The organism is Pseudomonas sp. TUM25319 (assembly GCF_056388475.1).
This window is the reverse complement of record NZ_CM150751.1, coordinates 3771545-3789068: the sequence shown is the minus strand read 5'-3', so window position 1 is coordinate 3789068 and position 17524 is coordinate 3771545. Positions and strand designations below refer to the sequence as shown.

General features: G+C 67.0%; 15 protein-coding genes. 1 reads left to right on the top strand and 14 read right to left on the bottom strand.

What is annotated here, in order from left to right:
• Window positions 1-6: 6 nt before the first annotated feature.
• The 11 genes from AC05QJ_RS17635 to AC05QJ_RS17585 all read right to left on the bottom strand — a co-directional run bounded on the left by AC05QJ_RS17635 (window position 7) and on the right by AC05QJ_RS17585 (window position 12240).
• A complete protein-coding gene (locus AC05QJ_RS17635; protein WP_476742579.1) occupies window positions 7-672 on the bottom strand; it encodes a DUF2491 family protein in 666 nt (221 codons plus the stop codon).
• 207 nt (window positions 673-879) lie between these two features.
• Window positions 880-2262, bottom strand: a complete 1383-nt coding sequence (locus AC05QJ_RS17630; protein WP_476742578.1) for a DUF1329 domain-containing protein — start codon at window positions 2260-2262, stop codon at window positions 880-882.
• A 156-nt stretch (window positions 2263-2418) separates the two neighbouring features.
• Entirely contained in the window at window positions 2419-4098 is a 1680-nt protein-coding gene (locus AC05QJ_RS17625) for a class I adenylate-forming enzyme family protein (RefSeq protein ID WP_476742577.1), read from the bottom strand.
• Window positions 4099-4108: 10 nt separating this feature from the next.
• Window positions 4109-5269 carry an acyl-CoA dehydrogenase family protein gene (locus tag AC05QJ_RS17620; RefSeq protein ID WP_476742576.1) on the bottom strand — a complete coding sequence of 387 codons (1161 nt, stop codon included), beginning with the start codon at window positions 5267-5269 and terminating at the stop codon, window positions 4109-4111.
• Window positions 5266-6471, bottom strand: coding sequence for an acyl-CoA dehydrogenase family protein (locus AC05QJ_RS17615; RefSeq protein WP_476742575.1), 1206 nt, complete (start codon window positions 6469-6471; stop codon window positions 5266-5268). The genes AC05QJ_RS17620 and AC05QJ_RS17615 overlap by 4 nt, the downstream gene beginning before the upstream one ends.
• Before the next feature lie 57 nt (window positions 6472-6528).
• Window positions 6529-7698, bottom strand: a complete 1170-nt coding sequence (locus AC05QJ_RS17610; protein ID WP_476742574.1) for an acyl-CoA dehydrogenase family protein — start codon at window positions 7696-7698, stop codon at window positions 6529-6531.
• 10 nt (window positions 7699-7708) lie between these two features.
• Window positions 7709-8884, bottom strand: a complete 1176-nt coding sequence (locus tag AC05QJ_RS17605) for a lipid-transfer protein (RefSeq protein ID WP_476742573.1) — start codon at window positions 8882-8884, stop codon at window positions 7709-7711.
• A gap of 17 nt (window positions 8885-8901) precedes the next feature.
• Entirely contained in the window at window positions 8902-9321 is a 420-nt protein-coding gene (locus AC05QJ_RS17600) for a MaoC family dehydratase (protein WP_476742572.1), read from the bottom strand.
• The gene (locus AC05QJ_RS17595; protein ID WP_476742571.1) at window positions 9293-10420 is read right to left on the bottom strand and encodes an acyl-CoA dehydrogenase family protein; all 1128 of its coding nucleotides are present in this window, start codon (window positions 10418-10420) and stop codon (window positions 9293-9295) included. The genes AC05QJ_RS17600 and AC05QJ_RS17595 overlap by 29 nt, the downstream gene beginning before the upstream one ends.
• Before the next feature lie 6 nt (window positions 10421-10426).
• Window positions 10427-11401 carry a bifunctional MaoC family dehydratase N-terminal/OB-fold nucleic acid binding domain-containing protein gene (locus AC05QJ_RS17590; protein ID WP_476742570.1) on the bottom strand — a complete coding sequence of 325 codons (975 nt, stop codon included), beginning with the start codon at window positions 11399-11401 and terminating at the stop codon, window positions 10427-10429.
• Window positions 11402-11454: 53 nt separating this feature from the next.
• Complete coding sequence (locus AC05QJ_RS17585; RefSeq protein ID WP_476742569.1) at window positions 11455-12240, bottom strand: SDR family oxidoreductase; 786 nt, start codon at window positions 12238-12240, stop codon at window positions 11455-11457.
• Between the two features lie 142 nt (window positions 12241-12382).
• Here AC05QJ_RS17585 and AC05QJ_RS17580 point away from each other — a divergent pair, with 142 nt between their 5' ends.
• Window positions 12383-13168, top strand: a complete 786-nt coding sequence (locus AC05QJ_RS17580; RefSeq protein ID WP_476742568.1) for an enoyl-CoA hydratase — start codon at window positions 12383-12385, stop codon at window positions 13166-13168.
• Window positions 13169-13328: 160 nt separating this feature from the next.
• Here AC05QJ_RS17580 and AC05QJ_RS17575 read toward each other — a convergent pair whose 3' ends face one another.
• From AC05QJ_RS17575 to AC05QJ_RS17565, 3 genes are read right to left on the bottom strand one after another with little or no spacing between them, the layout of a single operon-like run.
• The gene (locus tag AC05QJ_RS17575) at window positions 13329-14105 is read right to left on the bottom strand and encodes an SDR family oxidoreductase (protein ID WP_476742567.1); all 777 of its coding nucleotides are present in this window, start codon (window positions 14103-14105) and stop codon (window positions 13329-13331) included.
• Entirely contained in the window at window positions 14102-15784 is a 1683-nt protein-coding gene (locus AC05QJ_RS17570; protein WP_476742566.1) for an FAD-binding protein, read from the bottom strand. Before AC05QJ_RS17570 ends, AC05QJ_RS17575 begins: the two co-directional genes overlap by 4 nt.
• The gene (locus AC05QJ_RS17565) at window positions 15781-17493 is read right to left on the bottom strand and encodes an FAD-dependent oxidoreductase (protein ID WP_476742565.1); all 1713 of its coding nucleotides are present in this window, start codon (window positions 17491-17493) and stop codon (window positions 15781-15783) included. Before AC05QJ_RS17565 ends, AC05QJ_RS17570 begins: the two co-directional genes overlap by 4 nt.
• Window positions 17494-17524 lie beyond the last annotated feature (31 nt).

The following is a 17524-nucleotide window of genomic DNA, read 5'->3' as shown; positions in this document are numbered from 1 at the left end:
AAAAGCTCAGGTAACGCTGATATCGGTGGGTTGCAGGGTGACGCCGACGGCGGTGGACAGGCTGAGATCGCCCGCCTCGTCCTCCTCGACGGAAAACAGCAGGAATTCACGGCGATCCGGCAGGTCGAGGTCGCGGGCGTAGAGCATCGCGTGATGACCCACGCGATAGCGCGTCTGCGGGTTGCACACCTGCTCCAGCATCGGCACCAGTTCGGTCTGGCCCGGCTCCGCTCCCCACTGGCGCTGGTACTGGATGCCACCCAGCTCGTACAGCGGCAGGCCGATGGGCGACTGCGGGCCGGTCAGGCGCAGCAGTTCGTCGTGGCTGTCGAGCGGGACCACCTGGTGGTAGCCGAACAGGATGATGTCTTCGATGTCATCGGCACCGTCGCCGTGCATCACCACCTGTAGGAAATAGTCCTCGTCATCGAGGTAGAAACGCTCCAGGCGCAGGCCGTCGCCGAGATCGATGCGACCCCGGGCCCAGACGTCCTCGTCGCCGGGCAGGTTCAGGGGCGAGGTGTCGGCCAGCCGTTCGGCCAGTTGCCTGTCCAGGCACAACCTGCGCTGCGGGGCCAGGCCGAAGGGCGGTTCGCCGGTCCGGGCGCGAGGGGTGTCGTGGCCAGCAGGCAGCGGTGCCTGGAGGCCGAGCATGCGCTTTATCCAGCTCATGGGGATGTCCTTCAGTGTCAATGGCGCGGAGTTCCTCCTGCGCCTCGGCGCGACTCGAAACAGGCGCGCATGCTGCATTGCCGGGCGCGGGCGGTATAGGCGATTTTTTTAACAAGCAATGTCCTTGTAGCCCGGAGCCCGGAGCGGACAAAGAAAAACCCCGGTGCATGCACCGGGGTCCAGGGGTAAGCCGACAGGGAGGCGCGGTCAGCGTCCGACCGCCCGCGCCGCGTCGGCGGTGTACATGTCGGGGGTGTACTTGCCTTCGTTGAGGATCGGGCCTTTCTTCGCCTCGTTGGTCATGCCGTAACCGGTGTACTGCCCGGAGTTGAGGTCCATGAAGAACTGCGAGCCGGCCTGCCAGCCGCTCATGTCCGGGTGGTAGTAGTAGTTGATCATGGCGTGTTTCCACAGTTGCCCGCGGGCATCGTAGTTGTCGGCCATCACCGCGTTCCAGGTGTCTTCGTCGATGAACAGTACGCGCTTGCCATAGACGTGGCGGAAGCCTTCCTTGAGGTCCGCTTCCACCACCCAGACCCGCCGCAGTTCATAGCGCATGACGTCCGGGTTCGGGTGGTTGGGGGTGAGGATGTCGCTGTACTTGTAGCTCGCCGAGTTGGGCTTGAAGGCGTTGGCCGGCACGTAGATCTCGCGCTTGCCCAGCAGCTTCCAGGTGTAGCGTTCCGGCGCACCGTTGAACAGGCGGTCTTCGTCGACGGTCATGGTGCCGTTGGTGCCGATCATCGGCTGGTCATAGCCGTAGCCGGGCATCTGCCGCACGCGCCGGGTGGACGGGCTGTAGGCCCAGGCCTGGCGCGACGAGGTAACGAAGTTGTACGGCTCGTGGGCGATGCTGATCACACCGTTGTCCCGCGCCGGTTTAAGGGTGGTGTTGTAGCTCATGGCCTGGATGCCGGTGTCGGTGGTCGGCTCCACCGTCGGCGAGTTGGCCTGTGACAGGTTGCGGGCATGCGCCCGGCCCCAGCCGATGCTGCCGTTGGGCAGGACCGACGCCAGATCGGAGATCTTCTCTTCGGTCCAGGCCCGGGCCGGCAACTGGTGGTTCCACAACACTTCCATGCCGTTCTTCGGAATCGGGAACGGCACCTGGCCCAGCCCCTCGATGCCCAGGCCATCGTTCACCAGCTTGGCGTTGAGGGCATTGGACATGGCCCGTTTGCACACGTAGTCCGGATAGCGGAAGTCGCGGTGGCCGGGGTAGATGTTCATCTTGTAGGTGGTCGGGTATTTCTTCAGCAGGGCCTTCTGGCCGTCGCTGAGGTGCGACTCGTACTGGCTCATGTTGGCCGCGGTGATCACCAGGATCGGTTTTTCATCGGCGTAAGGGTCCACCGGCTGGTCGCCGGAGAATTTCACATGGTTCCAGCCAGGGACTTCGCCAAGGTACTTGCCGGTGAACGGCGGAATGGTGCCTTCGGCGTTGCCGGCTTTTTCCGCGCCGGTGCAGGTCAGGTCCTTGCCCAGGCGGGCAGCCTCTTCGGGCGATACAGCGGCGCATGCGCCAGCCATCGCGATGCAGTTGGCAGTGAGCGCGACCGCGAGCATGACACCTGTTCTTGTTGTTTTCATGTATTGCCTCCTTCGCTGATAAGGCTTTCGGGTGTGGTCCCATTGTTGGCTTTCCGGGGTGGGAAACATCGTCCGGAAAGACTAAGAAATCGGGGTTGTTACAGAGAGTCTGGAGGGGTACCTCAGGCCCTCACCGCAGCGATGAGGGCCCGGCAGTCAGCCCGCAAACCGCTTTTTCAGCTGGTCCTTGAGCACCTTCCCCGTCGCATTCCTGGGCAACGGCTCGGTGACGCGATGCACCCGGGCCGGTACCTTGTAGCCTGCAAGGCGCTCGCCGATGAAGGCGCGGATGTCCTGTTCCGCCGGCAAGCATTCGCCCTGCACTACCAACGCCACCACCTCGCCCAGCAACGGGTCGGGCACGGCGAAGGCCGCCGCCTCTTCCACGCCCGGCAGGTCGATGGCGCAGGTCTCGATCTCCGCTGCGGAGATCTTCTCGCCGCCCCGGTTGATCAGTTCCTTGACCCGCCCGCTGATGCACAGGAAGCCCTCGTCATCGAGGTAGCCGATATCGCCGGTGTTGAGCCAGCCGTCTTGCAGGGTTTCGGCGCTGGCTTCGGGCAGGTTCCAGTAGGCACTCATCAGGGTGGGCGAGCGCAGCCAGATCAGCCCGGGCTCACCATCGACCACGGGCGTGCACGGGCTGTCGCCGATCCGCACGTCGACGATGGGCAGCGGCCAGCCGCAACTGCCCGGCTTGTAGACGAAAGGATCGCCGCCGATCGCCGCACCGATGCCGTTGCTCTCTGTCAGCCCGTAGCCGCTGCCGCCGATGGCGTCGGGCTTGCGCTCGATCATCCCGGCCAGCAGCCCCGCCGAAGAGGCGCCGCCCCCGAGGCCAAGGCCGAACAGGCTGGCGGTGTCGACCCCGCCGAAGCGTGGCGAGGCCAGCAGTTGCTGCATCATCACCGGGGCGCCGTTGAACTGGGTGCAGCGCTCGTCGCGGATCAGGTCGATGGCCCGCTCCACATCCCACTTGTACATCAGCACCAGCCGCCGTCCGCCGCGCAGGGCCGAGAGGAACTGCGCGTGCAGGCCGCTGACATGGAACAGCGGCACCGCCATCAGGCTGGTGGGCGCATGACCGCTGGCGATCACCTTGCCGATGCGCTCGGGCGAACTGAGGGCGCAGAACGCACTCTGGAAGTCGAGTGCCATCATGGCCTGGCACACCGCGCGGTGGCTGGACAGCACACCCTTGGCCCGGCTGGTGGTGCCGGAGGTGTAGAGGATCATCGCCGGCGACTCCGGACTCACCGCTACCAGCGGCGCGTGCAGCGGCTCGGCGGCCAGCAGGTCTTCGTAGCGAAAGCAGTGCTCGGCCAGCGCCGTCGCCGGCTCCAGGCCAACGACGATGGTGGTGCGTTGCAGGGCCGACAGGTCCTCGCCCAGCAATTGCAGACGCGGTTCGTCGCACAGCAGCAGCCCGGCACCGCTGTCCTCCACGCCGTGCAGCAACTCATCGCGCAGCCCCCAGCTGTTCAGTGGCACGCAAACCGCGCCGCAGCGCAGGATCGCGGCAAAGGCCACCAGCCATGCCGGCTGGTTGCGCATGGCGATCGCCACTCGCTCGCCGGGCTGCAGACCGAAGCGGGCGATCATCTGGCCGGCCAGGCGCTCGACCTGATCGAAGTACTCGGTGAAGGTCAGGCGCTGGTCCTGCCAGACCAGGAATTCCCGGTCGCCATGCACCCGGCCGGCGTCGATCACCTCCTGCAGGGTGCGCTGGGCATGGCGGAACTGCCGGGGACCGCCATCGGCCGGGGTGATCATCTCGAAAGGCGCACCTGCGGCCAGCAACTGGTCCCAGGCCGTGCGCCATTGTGAAAGGCTCATCGGTTTCTCCTCAGTGTCCGGCGCGGGCTGCATCGAGGGCCGCGTAGCGCTCGCAATGGAAGTCACGGTCACCGAGGCTGGCCTGGGCCACCCGTACCCGCTTGAGGTACAGGCCGACATCCAGCTCGTCGGTCACGCCGATGCCGCCGTGCATCTGCACCGCCTCGTTGGCCACCTTGATCGCCGTGTCGCCCGCCTTCCACTTCGCCAGGCTCACCAGCCGACCACGTGCGTCGCTATCGAGACTGTCGTCATCCAGCGCCGACAACCCGGCCATCACCGCGCTGCGGGCCAGCGCCAGATCGACATGCAAGCGCGCCGCACGGTGCTGCAGGGCCTGGAACGAGCCGATCGGGACGTCGAACTGCACGCGGGTCTTGAGGTAGTCGAGGGTGGTCTGGAACAGGTGCTCGGCGATGCCCAGCAGTTCTGCCGCGACACAGGCACGACCACGGTCGAGCACGGCATCCAGCACGGCGAAGCCCTGCCCCGGCTCGCCCAGCAAGGCCTCGCGATCGAGCTGCACGCCCTGCAGTTGCAGGCGGGCGCTGTTGCGCGAATCGATCAGGGGCAATGGGGTGCAGACCAGGCCGGGTGTATCGGCGGGCAGCAGGAACAGGCTGATGCCCTGCGCCTGCCCGGTGCTGCCCGAGGTACGGGCGGCAACGATGAACGCGTCGGCACCGTTGCCGTCCACCACCCAGTACTTGTCGCCGTCCAGGCGGTAGCCATCGCCCTGCGCCACCGCGCTCAGGCAGGTCGCCAGCGGGTTGTGGCGGGCACGTTCGTCCACTGCCAGGGCCAGGCGCAGACCACCGGCAATCAGCCCCGGCAGCCAGCGCTGTTGCTGCACGGCATTGCCGGCCAACTGCAGCAACGATCCCCCGAGCACCACGCTGGACAGCAGCGGCGTGGCCGACAGGTTGCGGCCGATGGCCTCGAACACCGGGCCCAGGCCCATGCAGCCGAAGGCCAGGCCACCCTGCTCCTCGGTAAAGGGAATCGCGCTCCAGCCCAGGTTCACCGCGTCCTGCCACAGTTGCGGGTCGAACCCTTCGGCGGCGCCCTCGTCACGCAGCTTGCGCTGGGCGCTCACCGGGCCGCGGGCGGCGAGAAAGTCCCGGGCGCTGTCGGCCAACAGCCGCTGTTCTTCGCTGTACCGCAGGTTCATGCCGTCGCTCCTTTTTTCGCGTCGGGCAGGCCAAGCACGCGCTTGGCGATGACATTGAGCTGGACTTCCGAGGCACCGCCGGAAATGGTCAGGGCGTAGCTGTTGAGCCAGCCTCGGGTGACCGCCAACTGGCGCTCGTCGAAGGCGTCGCTCTGCCAGCCGAAGGCGTGGCCACCCATCAGGTCCAACAGCACTTCGAACTTGTCCCGCTCCTGCTCGGTGTGTACCAGCTTCATGATTGCCATCAGGCCGCTGACGTCATCGCCGCCGCGGGCCTCCTCGGCCATGCGCTGCACGGTGAGGTTGTAGGCGTGCTCGTTCATGGCGCAGGCCATGGCTCGGGCCTGCAAGGCCAGTTCACCCTGGCCTTGTGGTTCGGGCAGGTACTGGCGCAACAGCGCCGGCAGGTCGAAGTGGGACGGCAGGCTGATTTCGCCGAACTTCGACATGGCCTTGCGTTCGTGCTGCAGCAGGTACTTGCCCAGGTTCCAGCCGCCGTCCAGTGGGCCGATCAACTGGCTCTTGGGGACTTTCACGCCATCGAAGAACACTTGGCAGAACGCCGATTTGCCACTGATCAGGTCGATTGGCACGGCGTTGACCCCGGGGCTGCGCATGTCCAGCACGATCAGGCTGATGCCTTCGTGCTTGGGCTTGTCGGGGCTGGTGCGGACCAGGGCGTACATCCAGTCGGACTTGTCGCCGTAGGAGGTCCAGATCTTGCTGCCATCGACCACGAAATGATCGCCGGCATCGCGGGCGGCCATTTTCAGGCTGGCGAGGTCGGAGCCGGCGTTGGGCTCCGAGAACCCTTGGCACCAGCGGGTTTCACCGCGGGCCATCGGCGGCAGCAGGCTGCGTTTCTGTTCTTCGCTGCCATAGGCCAACAGCACCGGGCCGAGCATCCAGATGCCCAGGTTGATCTGCGGCGGCCTGCATTTGAGGCGGCGCATCTCCCCTTCCAGCACCGCCACATGCTCGGGGCTCAGCCCGGCGCCGCCATATTCTTCCGGCCAGTCGGGACAGAACCAGCGCTTGTCGCGCATCCGTTCGAACCACAGCCGTGCGTCTTCGCTGGGAAACTGCGGCTGGCTTGCCCCCCAGACCACATCGCCCTCGCCCATGGCGGTACGCATCGAGGCGGGACAGTTGGCCTCCAGCCAGGCGCGGGTTTCCTGCCTGAATTGCTCAATCGTGCTCATGACTTGACCCTCGCCCCGACCGCCAGGGTCGAGGCTGATTGTTGTTGTGGGGTTCGTTCAGCGTTGAGTGCGCGGCATGCCCAGACCGAACTGGGCGATCAGCTCGCGCTGGATTTCATTGGTGCCGCCGCCGAAGGTCACGGTGATGGCGGCGCGCAGTTCGTATTCCAGCTCGCCGTGCAGGGCTGCCGCCGCCGAACCGGAGCGCAGCGAGCCGTTGGCGCCGACGATGCCCGACAGGCGCCGCAGGATCTCGATGGCCGACTCCGAGCCGTAGACCTTGGTAGTCGAGCTCAGGGCCACGTCCATTCGCTCCTGCTCCAGGTTGGCGGCGATGCGCAGGTTGATCAGGCGCATGGCTTCCAGCCGCGCGTAGCTCTCGGCCAGCGAACTGCGCACCCAGGCCTTGTCCATCGCCCGGCGGCCCTGCTCGTCACGGCTCCTGGCCCAGAGAAAGACCCGGCGGAACAGCCCGGCCACCTTGTCGGACCAGGAACCGAGGCCCAGGCGCTCGTGGTTGAGCTGGGCGGTGATGAGCTTCCAGCCGCCGTTGAGCTCACCCACCAGCATGTCCTTCGGTACCCGCACGTTGTCGTAATAGGTGGCCGTGGTGGGGTTGCTGGTGGTCGGGATCACCGTGCTGGAGAAGCCCGGCGACGTGGTGTCGAGGATCAGGATCGACACGCCCTTGTGCCGCGCCAGGGTCGGATCGGTGCGCGCCGCCAGCCAGATGAAGTCGGCGGACTCGGCACCGGAGGTCCACAGTTTGTTGCCGTTGACCACGAAGTGCTCGCCATCCAGGCGGGCGCTGGTCTTGAGTACCGCCAGGTCGCTGCCGGCATCCGGCTCGGAATAGCCGATGGCGAACATGATCTCGCCGGCGGCGATGCCGGGCAGAAAGCGTTCTTTCTGCGCTGCGCTGCCGTGCTCCATCAAGGCCGGGCCGACGGTGCTGATGGTCACGAACGGCAACGGCGCACCGGCAATGTTGGCCTCCTCGAAGAAGATCAACTGCTCGGTGGCGGCGTAGCCCTGGCCGCCGTGGGCCTTGGGCCAGCCCACGGCCAGCCAGCCGTCGCGGCCCATCTGGCGGATGGTCTGGCGGTACAGCTCGCCGCCCTCCTTGCCGCGCAGTTGCTCGCGCAGCTCGGGGGTCATCAGCGCCTGGAAGTAATCCCGCACCTTGTGGCGCAGGACGTGTTGCTCGGGGGAGAGATCGACGAACATGCTGCGCTCCTCAGGCCGCGCCAAGAATCAGGCCGCTGGTGGGTACGCCGGTCCCGGCGGTGACCAGCACGTTTTCCACGTTCGCCACCTGGTTCACCGCCGTGCCACGCACCTGGCGCACCGCTTCGGCAACGCCGTTCATGCCGTGGATGTAGGCTTCGCCCAACTGGCCGCCGTGGGTGTTGATCGGCAGCTTGCCGCCCCGGGCATGGTGGCCGGCGCGGATGAACTCCTTGGCCTCGCCGCGCGGGGCGAAGCCGAATTCTTCCAGTTGCGGCAGCACGAACGGGGTGAAGTGGTCGTAGATCACCGCCGTCTGGATGCCGTCCGGGCCGAGGTCCGCCTGGCGATACAGCTCGCGGGCAACCACGCCCATTTCCGGCAGGCCGGTGATGTCGTCGCGGTAGAACGAGGTCATGATCTGCTGCCCGCTGCTGATGCCCTGGGAGCCGGCCTTGATCGTCACCGGCTTCTGCCGCAGGTCACGGGCGCGCTCGGCGGAGGTGATGACCATCGCCACCGCGCCGTCGGACTCCTGGCAGCAGTCCAGCAGGTGCAGCGGCTCGCAGATCCAGCGCGAGGCCTGGTGTTCTTCCAGGGTGATGGGCTTGCCATGGAAGAAGGCGTTGGGGTTGGTGGCGGCAAAATCCCTCACCGCCACGGCGACCCGGCCGAAGTCTTCGGAAGTGGCCCCGTAGGTGTGCATGTAGCGCTGGGCGAACATGCCGACCCAGGCGGCCGGGGTATGGAAGCCGTGGGGCATGTACCAGCCGTAGTTGACGTTCTCGAAGATCGGCGTCGAGGCAAAGCCGTAGCTGCCGCTGCCGAAGCGGTACCAGGAGCGCTCGTTCATCGCCCGGTAGACCACCACCACCTTGGCCACGCCCGTGGCCACAGCCATCGCCGCGTGCATGATCGGCGCACAGGCAGCGCCGCCGCCGTGGGGCACCTGGGAGAAGAACTTGACGTCCTTGCAGCCCAGCAACCGGGCGATCTCGTACTCCGGCACCTTGTCCACCGAGTAGGAACTGAAACCCTCCACTTCCGACGGGTCGATGCCGGCGTCTTGCAGTGCGGCCAGGGTGGCTTCCATGGCCAGGCGCAGTTCGGTGCGCCCGGAATTCTTGGAAAACTCGGTCGCGCCCAGACCAACGATGGCGGCGCGCCCGGATAGCGATTGCGTCATGACAGGGTCTCCGGCTGTCAGGGCAGGACCAGCACGACCGTGCCGGTCACGTGGTTGCCCATTGAGTTCTTGCCGCCAAGGGTCACTTCGACCGTGCGGGTTTCGGGATCGAGGCGGGTCACACTGCCGCTGAAGGTCATGCAGTCACCGGGGTAGTTGGGCACCCCGAGCTTGATCTTCAGCGAGGCGAACTGCGCCAGCGGGCCGGCCCAGCCCTCGACGAAGCGTTGCACCAGGCCATTGGTGGTGAGGATGTTCATGAACACGTGGGGCGAGCCCAGTTCGCGGGCGGCGTCCTTGTCGTGATGGCCGGGGAAGTAGTCGCGGGTGGCGATGGCGCCACCGGCGATCAGCGGCACCGTGATCGGCACCGCCAGTTCCGGCAGTGGCTCGCCGGGACGCACGTCTTCAAAGCGCTTGGTGTTCTTCAAGGTCATATTTCCATCCCAGCGTGTCGTTATCGCTCAGCCATTCGCCGAGCCGTTCCAGGCAAGCTGCCGAGCCACCGAGGGCGATCCCCAGGGCGCGGCTCCAGTAGAGAAAACGGTGGATCGGGTACGTCAGGTCGACACCGATGCCGCCGTGCACATGCTGCGCGGTGTGGCCGATGCGATGCCCGGCCTCGCAGGCCAGCCAGGCCGTGGCCTGAGCCTCGGACGGGGCGGCAAGGCCGGCATCGAGGCGGTAGCAGAGCTGCCAGAGGCTGCTGCGCAGGGCTTCGAGGGCGATGTAGGTGTCGGCCATGCTCATCTGCACGGCCTGGAAGCTGCCGATACGCCGTTCGAACTGTTGGCGTTCGCTGACGTAGGCGACGGTGCGGCGAATCTGCTCTTCACTGACCCCCAGTTGCAGCGCCCCCAGGGCGGCGATGGCGCGAGGCTCCAGCCAGTCGAGCGCGTTGACTGGCAGCAGGTGGCTGACACCCAGGCCTTCCACTTGCACATCGGCAACCGCTTCGCCGTGGGTCATCACCGCCGGAACGAGCCGTACGCAAGGCGATTGCAGGTCCAGCAGCATCAGGCGTGGCTGGCCGTGCAACAGCACCGGCACCACAGCGGCAGCGGACTGGGCCGCCAGCGGCACGGCGGCGATCCGCCCGCTCACCCGCCATTGCGCGCCATCGGGGGTGGCGTCCAGTTCGATACCGCAGGCGGCGTTGACGCCCTCCAGCGACAGGCTCAGCAGGCTTTCGCCACTGGCCGCCCGCTCGATCCAATGGGCGTATTCTTCAGCGCCGAACGTCGCCAGGGTCGCAGCCGCCAACTGGTGACGCCACAACGGCACCTGGCCAAGGCCGCGGCCCTGGGCCTGCAGCACCAGCATCAGTTCGGTCATGCCCAGGCCGCTGCCGCCGGCACTTTCGGGAATCGCCAGGGCGTGCAGGCCGGTTTCCCGGCACAGGTTCCACAGCGCCGCCATCAACGGTTCGCCGCTGCCATCCCACTTGCGCAGGGTGTCATCGTCACAGCTGTCGACGAACAGGCTGTCGGCCATCTGGGCGATGGCGCGCTGGTCTTCGCTCAATTCGAAATCCATGGGCGCTTACTCCGGCTCGGCGACGGGACGGAACAGCGGCAGGGTCTGCTGTTCGTCGAAGGTCTGGAATTCCACCTGCAGACGCTGGCCGATGCTGATGTCGTCGCGCTGCACGCCGGTCAGGCCGGCGATCAGGCGCACGCCCTCCTCCAGCTCGATCAGGCCGATGGGGTTGGGGTGATCGAACGGCGGGACTTCCGGGTAATGCATGACCACGAAGGAATACAGGCTGCCGCGGCCGCTGGCCTGCACGGTATCCCAATCGAAGCTGTGGCACTGGATGCACACCGGCGCCGGCGGATGTCGCAGGGTCGAACAGGCGCTGCAGCGCTGGATCAGCAACTTGCCTTCGGCGCAGCCCTCCCAGAAGAACCGCGTGTCGTCGCTCATGCCCGGCAGTGGCCGCTTGGGTTTGGCCGGCACTTCGGCCGGCTTGCCGGCGGGCTGCGGGTTGGCCGGGCGGAACTTGAACACCCGGAACAGCAGCTCGCCCACCGGCTCGTCACCCTCGGGCTTCTCGACGAAGTGGCTCATCACCAGGGTGACGAAGAAACCGGTGCCCAGGGCGGTGGTCTTTTCGTCGCCCACCGCATCCAGGCGGGTGGTGTAGTACAGGCGCTCGCCCAGGTGCACCGGACGCTGGAAGGTCAGCTCCGAGTTCACCGCCACCACCGAGGCGTAGCCGTGTTCCTCGAACAGCCTGAGGACCTCGTAGGGGTTCTCGTCGGTGGAGCCCGGCGGGTAGTTGTTGGCGTGCAGCCCTTCCATGGTCCAGACCTGAAGCATGGCCGGCGGCGCGACGATACCGTCGTGGGGGCCTTGCAACGCGGCGGTCGGGTCGGTGTAGAGCGGGTTGTCCAGGCCCATGATCTCGCACCACTGGCGGATCATCGGCGCGTTGACCTCGTCCCAGGCATACACCCGGCCGTATTGGCGCCCCACCAGGGCGCGCACGTTGGACAGCAATTGTGGATCAGCCACAGTCGTCTCCTGCGAAGTGAGGGCGGCCACCGATGGCGCCGCCATAGGGTCGATCAGGTGGGCGTTGTCTGCGCCGCGCCAAGGAAGGCCGGGCGCTCGCCGCCGCCGTGCAGCAGCAGGTTGCAGCCGCTGGCGTAGCTGGCCAGCGGCGAGGCGATGTACAGGCAGGCGTTGGCGATATCCTCGGCCGCAGCCATGCGTCCGGCGGGGATGCCCGCGCCGACCGCAGCGATACCGGCCTCGTCGCCGTAATGCAGGTGGGCCTGGTCGGTCAGCACCAAGCCGGGGCTGACGGTGACCACCCGGACTTTCGGTGCCCACTCCACCGCCAGCGAAGTGACCAGTGCCACCACCCCGGCCTTGGCCGCGCCGTAGGCGGCGGTGCCGGGGGACGGACGCTGGGCGGCGACACTGCCGATAAAGACGATGCAGCCGCCCTCCTCCTGCGCCTGCATCAGCCGGTTGGCCTGCTGGGCGACGTTGAGCGGGGCGATCAGGTTGAGGCGGATGATGCTCTCGTGAAAACGCGGCGAGGCGGTGGCGGCCTCTGCGGCGGGCGCGCCACCGGCGTTGTTGACCAGCACATCGAGGCGGCCGAAGTCGCGCTGGATGCTGTCGAACAGCCCTTGCAGCGACTCGCCGTCGCGCACGTCCACCGGGAAGAACAGCGCCTCGCGACCGGCGCTGGCCGGCAGCTGTTCCGGAGCGTTGCGGGCGCAGACGATGACCTGCGCACCGGCCTCCAGAAAGCCTTGGGCGATACCCGCGCCGATGCCCTTGGTGCCGCCGGTGACCAGTACCACCTTGCCGCTGTAGTCGAGACCGCGTTGCTGGCCCATTTCAGGCTCCTTGTTCTACTGACAAGGTCCACTCTAGGGACAAAGGGCTGGGCAAACTTCGTCTGAACGGACGATGAATCGCTAGGGTCCGGGCCCGACACTGCCGGGCAATTCCCATTCCCTGACGCGCGCGAGAAGGCTTATGTCCGCTACCGATCAACCCTGCGTATTGCTCGAATTCCCGGCACCCGGCGTCGCCCTGCTGCGCCTGAACCGGCCCCAGGCGACCAATGCCCTGAGCCTGGAATTGCAGGCGCTGCTGTCCCGCCACTTCACCGAGCTGGCGACCGATCCCGAGGTGCGTTGCATCGTCCTGACCGGAGGCGACAAGGTGTTCGCCGCCGGCGGCGACATCACCAGCATGGCCGGGGTCGGGCCGATCGACATCGTGCAGCGCCATACCGAGCGGGTCTGGGCGCCGATCCAGCACTGCCCCAAGCCGGTGATCGCGGCGGTGTGCGGCTATGCCTATGGCGGCGGTTGCGAACTGGCAATGCATGCCGACCTGATCGTCGCCGGGCGCGGGGCGAAGTTCTGCCAGCCGGAGATCCGCATCGGCATCATGCCCGGCATCGGCGGCACCCAGCGCCTGGTACGGGCGGTGGGCAAGGCCAAGGCCATGCGCATGGCCCTGACCGGGCAACCCGTCACGGCCGAGGAAGCCTGGGTGGCGGGCCTGGTCAGCGACCTGGTGGACGATGACCAGGTACAGGCCAAGGCGCTGGAACTGGCGCAGGTCATCGCCGCGATGCCGGCGTTGGCGGCGGAGCAGATCAAGGAAGTGATCCTGGCGGGGATGGATGCGCCGCTGGAAACGGGGCTGGCGCTGGAGCGCAAGGCCAATGCGCTGTTGTTCGCGTCGCGGGATCAGAAGGAAGGGATGGAGGCGTTTATCGAGAAACGCCCGGCGCGGTTTTTGGGGTGTTGAGGTGAGCGAGTGCTAGCCGAGGGCGCATCGCTGGCAAGGCCAGCTCCCACAGGTTGGTGCTGCACACAACCCCTGTGGGAGCCGGCGTGGCCGGCGATGCGCCGCAAAGGCGGCGCTCGATATCAAGGACGCTGCAGACCTGTCGACCTGCCCTGAAGCCTCAGATACTCATCACCATCTGCCCACTGTCCACCCGCAGCTCCACCCCATTCACCGCCCTGGCTTCGTCACTGGCAAGGAACAGCACACTCGCCGCGACATCCTCCGGCCGACACATGCGGTTCATCGGATCACTGTCGATGGTCAGACGCTCAGGATCGAGGCCCGGCGGGAAGCCGCCGCTGGTCATGTCGGTAAGCACACCGTCCGGGTGCAGGCTGTTGCAGCGGATCCGGTACTTGCGCCGCCGGCAGAAGACGGCCACCGAGCGGGTCAGCGCTGCCACCGCACCTTTCGAGGCGCTGTAGGCCAGGTAGTCATCACGCCCGGCCAGGGCGGCGATGGACGACAGGTTGATGATCGAACCGCCACTCGCCTTCATCAGGCCGATGGCTTCGCGGCAACCGAGGAACACGCTGTCGGCATTGATGCGCATCAGCGTGTGCCAGTCGTCCAGCGAGGTTTCTTCGACGGTGCCGGGAATCAGGATGCCGGCATTGTTGACCAGCACATCCAGCCGTCCGAAGCGCTCACCGATCAGCCCCATGAGTACCTGCCAGCCGATTTCACTGGCGGCATCATGGCGTACGAACAGCGCCCCGGACCCGATTTCTGCCGCCAGGGCTTCGCCCGCTTCGACGTCGATATCGGCGATCACCACCGTGGCGCCTTCCCGTGCCAGCAGGCGCGCGCTGGCCCGACCGATGCCCTTGGCGCCGCCGGTGACCAGGGCGATCTTGTCTTGCACCCGGCCGGGTGCGCGTTGCAGTTCAGTCATGAGGTGGCCTCCGTGGCCGGGCAAGGTTGAGTGAGCGCTTCAAGGGCCGCAGCCTTACCGGCTCGACGACCTGAGAAGACGCAGTCGGCCAGCGACAGACCACTGATGTAGAGGTGCGAGGGAATGCCCACGGCGGCGCGTCCGGCGGCGTACAGGCCGGGAATCGCCTGTGCCGTTTCGTTCAGCACCGCGCCGTTGTCCTCATCGACCCGCAGGCCGCCAAGGGTCAGCGCGCCAAGGGGGAAGATCGGGTTGCCGACGGAAATATCGCAGGCCTGGAACGGCCCCTGCTCCAGTACCTGGCGCCCGCCCCGGGACTTGCCGAAGGGGTCGCCCGCCTCGCCACGGGCCGCGGCGTTGTTGGCCTCGATTGACTCGCGCAGTGCCGTCGCCTTCATTCCGGTCACGTTCGCCAGCTCGTCGAGGGTCTTGCCCTTGCGTACCTTGAGCAGCATCAGCGCCAAGGCCGGCACGCTCTGGAACCACCAGTAACCGCCGAACAGCGCCTCGCGGATCGCCTTGCGCCGCAACGGCGCGTCCAGCACCAGCCAGGCACGACCGCCCTGCTCCTCCATCAACGGCTGGCCAAGGGTGGCGCCATAGACTTCCTCGTTGCAGAAGCGCCGGCCTTCGGCGTTGACCACGATGCCCTTGTGCCAACTGTAAGGCGGATTGATGAAGCGCCAGGCCGACACCCGTTCCAGCCGGTCGCTGGCAGCCCCCACGCTCTGGCCGAGACGCAGGCCGCTGCCGTCGCAGCCGGTGGCACCGACCTTGAAGTTGCGGCGGAATTTCGGCGCATGCTGCTTGATCAGCTCGCGGTTGAAGATGAAGCCTCCGGTGCTGAGGATCACCGCTTTGCTGGCATGGACCAGCACCGGACGGGCAAAGTCCCGCTCCAATTGGCTGGCACGCCGACGCAGCGTGTCGCAGTAGCCCGGCGCGAAGTTCTGCAGGTGCTCGGCGCGGGTGATCCATTTCGCATGCAGCGCGGCCTGCTGGCTGCCTGGAGGCAGGCGCCAGAGTTCGGCGCCGATCACCCGGCCGCTGGCATCCTGAACCAGGCGTTTGGCCGCCGCCTGCAGCAGCGGCCGCACGCCGGCCTTGAGGCAGGCTGCTTGCAGGTGGGCATAGAGCACCGCACCACACTGGCCCTTGCCCGCGGTGCGGTGGCCACGGGGCGCCGGTGGATGGGCGCCGCCGTAGAGCGGCACCAGTTCATTGCCGGAGTAATAGAGGTAGTAGCCGTCCTGCGGGTACGAGGTCTTGCCGCCCGGCGGCACTTCGTGGGAATAAGGCGCGCCATGGCTTTCCAGCCATTCCAGGTTGGCCACGCTGTCGTCGCAGAAGCGGCGCAGGGTGCGGTCGCTGATCACGCCCTGGGTTTCATGCCGCAGGTAATCGAACATGGCGTCCGGGCTGTCGGCGAAGCCGGCGGCGCGCTGCTGACGGGTGCCACCCCCGGCGTAGACCACGCCACCGCTCTTGGCACTGGCGCCACCGCCGGTAAACCGGTCAGCCACCAGCACATCAGCCCCTTCGGCGCGGGCCTGCAAGGCCGCACAGGCGCCGGCGGCGCCCCAGCCGAGCACCAGCACTTCGCATTGGGCATCCCAGTTCAGCGTGCGCGGATCGTCCACCTGCAGCGGCGGCAGGATCGGGGTCACGTTGTCGTTCATGACACCTCCCGGGCCAGGTGATTGGCGGCGACGTAGCCGAAGGTCATGGCCGGGCCGAGGGTGCCGCCGGCGCCGGGGTAGCTGGTGCCCATCACCGAGGCGGAGCAGTTGCCGATGGCGTACAGGCCCGGGATCGGCGTGCCGTCCTCGCGCACCACCTGGGCGTACTCGTTGGTCAGCAGGCCGCCCTTGGTGCCGATGTCGCCGGCATCCAGGCGCATGGCGTAGAACGGCCCCTTGCGCAGCGGCGCGAGGCACGGGTTGGGCTTGATGTTGGAGTCGCCGTAGTAGCGGTCGAAAACGTTGCCGCCCCGGCCGAAATCGGGGTCCACGCCGGTGCGGGCATAGTCGTTGATCCTGGCCACGGTATTCTCCAGGCCGGCGGCGTCGACGCCGATCTGCTGCGCCAGGCTTGCCAGTGTGTCGGCTTTCCAGTACAGGCTGTTGAGCCATTCCTTGCGCAGGCGGCTGTCGGGCATGACCTGGGCCGGCATCAGCGGGCCCATGGCGTAGTGGAAGCGGAAATGCGCGTCGAAAACCACCCAGGCCGGTACGCTGCGGCCGCCGCTGTGGGCGTTGTCACGGTGCATGGCGTCGACGAACTCCAGGTACGGCGCCGCTTCGTTGACGAAGCGCCGGCCCTGGCCGTTGACCACGATGGCGCCGGGAAAGGCGCGCTCGGCGAAGATGCCCCGGGGTTTTTCCTCGCCCGGCACGGCGATGGTCGGGGCCCACCAGGCCCAGTCCATCAGGTCGGTGGCGGCGCCCTCCTTCATCCCGGCGAGCAAGGCGGCGCCGGTGTTGTTGCCTGGCGGCGTGGCGCTCCAGGTCATCTGCGTCGGCTTGGGCAGGTACTGCTCGCGCAGCGCCTGGTTCTGTTCGAAACCGCCGGAGCCGAAGATCACCCCGTGCCGGGCTTCGATGCATTGCTCCTGGCCGTTGCGCTCGACGACGATGCCGGCGACCTTGCCGTCCTTCATCAGCAGCTCACGGAAATCGGTGTTGAGCCACAGCGGCACGTTGCGATCCATCAGCGAACGGCGCAGCGCAGCCACCAGCGAGCTGCCGAGGGCGGCGCGGCGGTCGTACTTGCTCTTCCTGCGCCATTTGAAATCGAGTTTGTAGCGCAGCATCAGGCCCATGATCAGCAACCGCCAGCCGAAGCTGCGGGCCATGGCCTTGTGGGCATGGCGGGCGGTCCAGGCGATGCGGCCCATGAGCAGGGTCGAGGGTGATGGCTTGCGCAGGTTGTCCAGTTCCTCCTCCAGCAGGCTGGTGTCGAACAGCTCGGGGTCGAGGGTACGTCCGCCGGGCAGCGACCCGGGCAGATGCGGGTAGTAATCCGGGTATTTGGCCGCCACTGCGTAGCGCACACGGCTCTTGCGGGTCAGCGCCTCGATCATCTTCGGCGCGTTGTCGAGGTAAGCCTCCAGCCGCGCCGGCTCGACATGCTCGCCCGCAGCGGCCTGCAGGTAGGTGCGCGCCAGCTCGCGGCTGTCGTTACCGCCCTGGCGGGCGAAATAGTGGTTGTTGGGGATCCAGATCCCGCCGCCGGAGATCGCCGAGGTGCCGCCGTACTTGTCGCTTTTCTCCACGATCAACACCCGCAGGCCGTGGTCGGCGAGAAACACCGCCGAAGTCATCGCACCCGCGCCCGAGCCCACGACGATCACGTCGTAGGCGGATTGAGACTGAACTTGAGCCGTCATTGTTGTTATGCCATTCGCTGAGGTCAGGAAA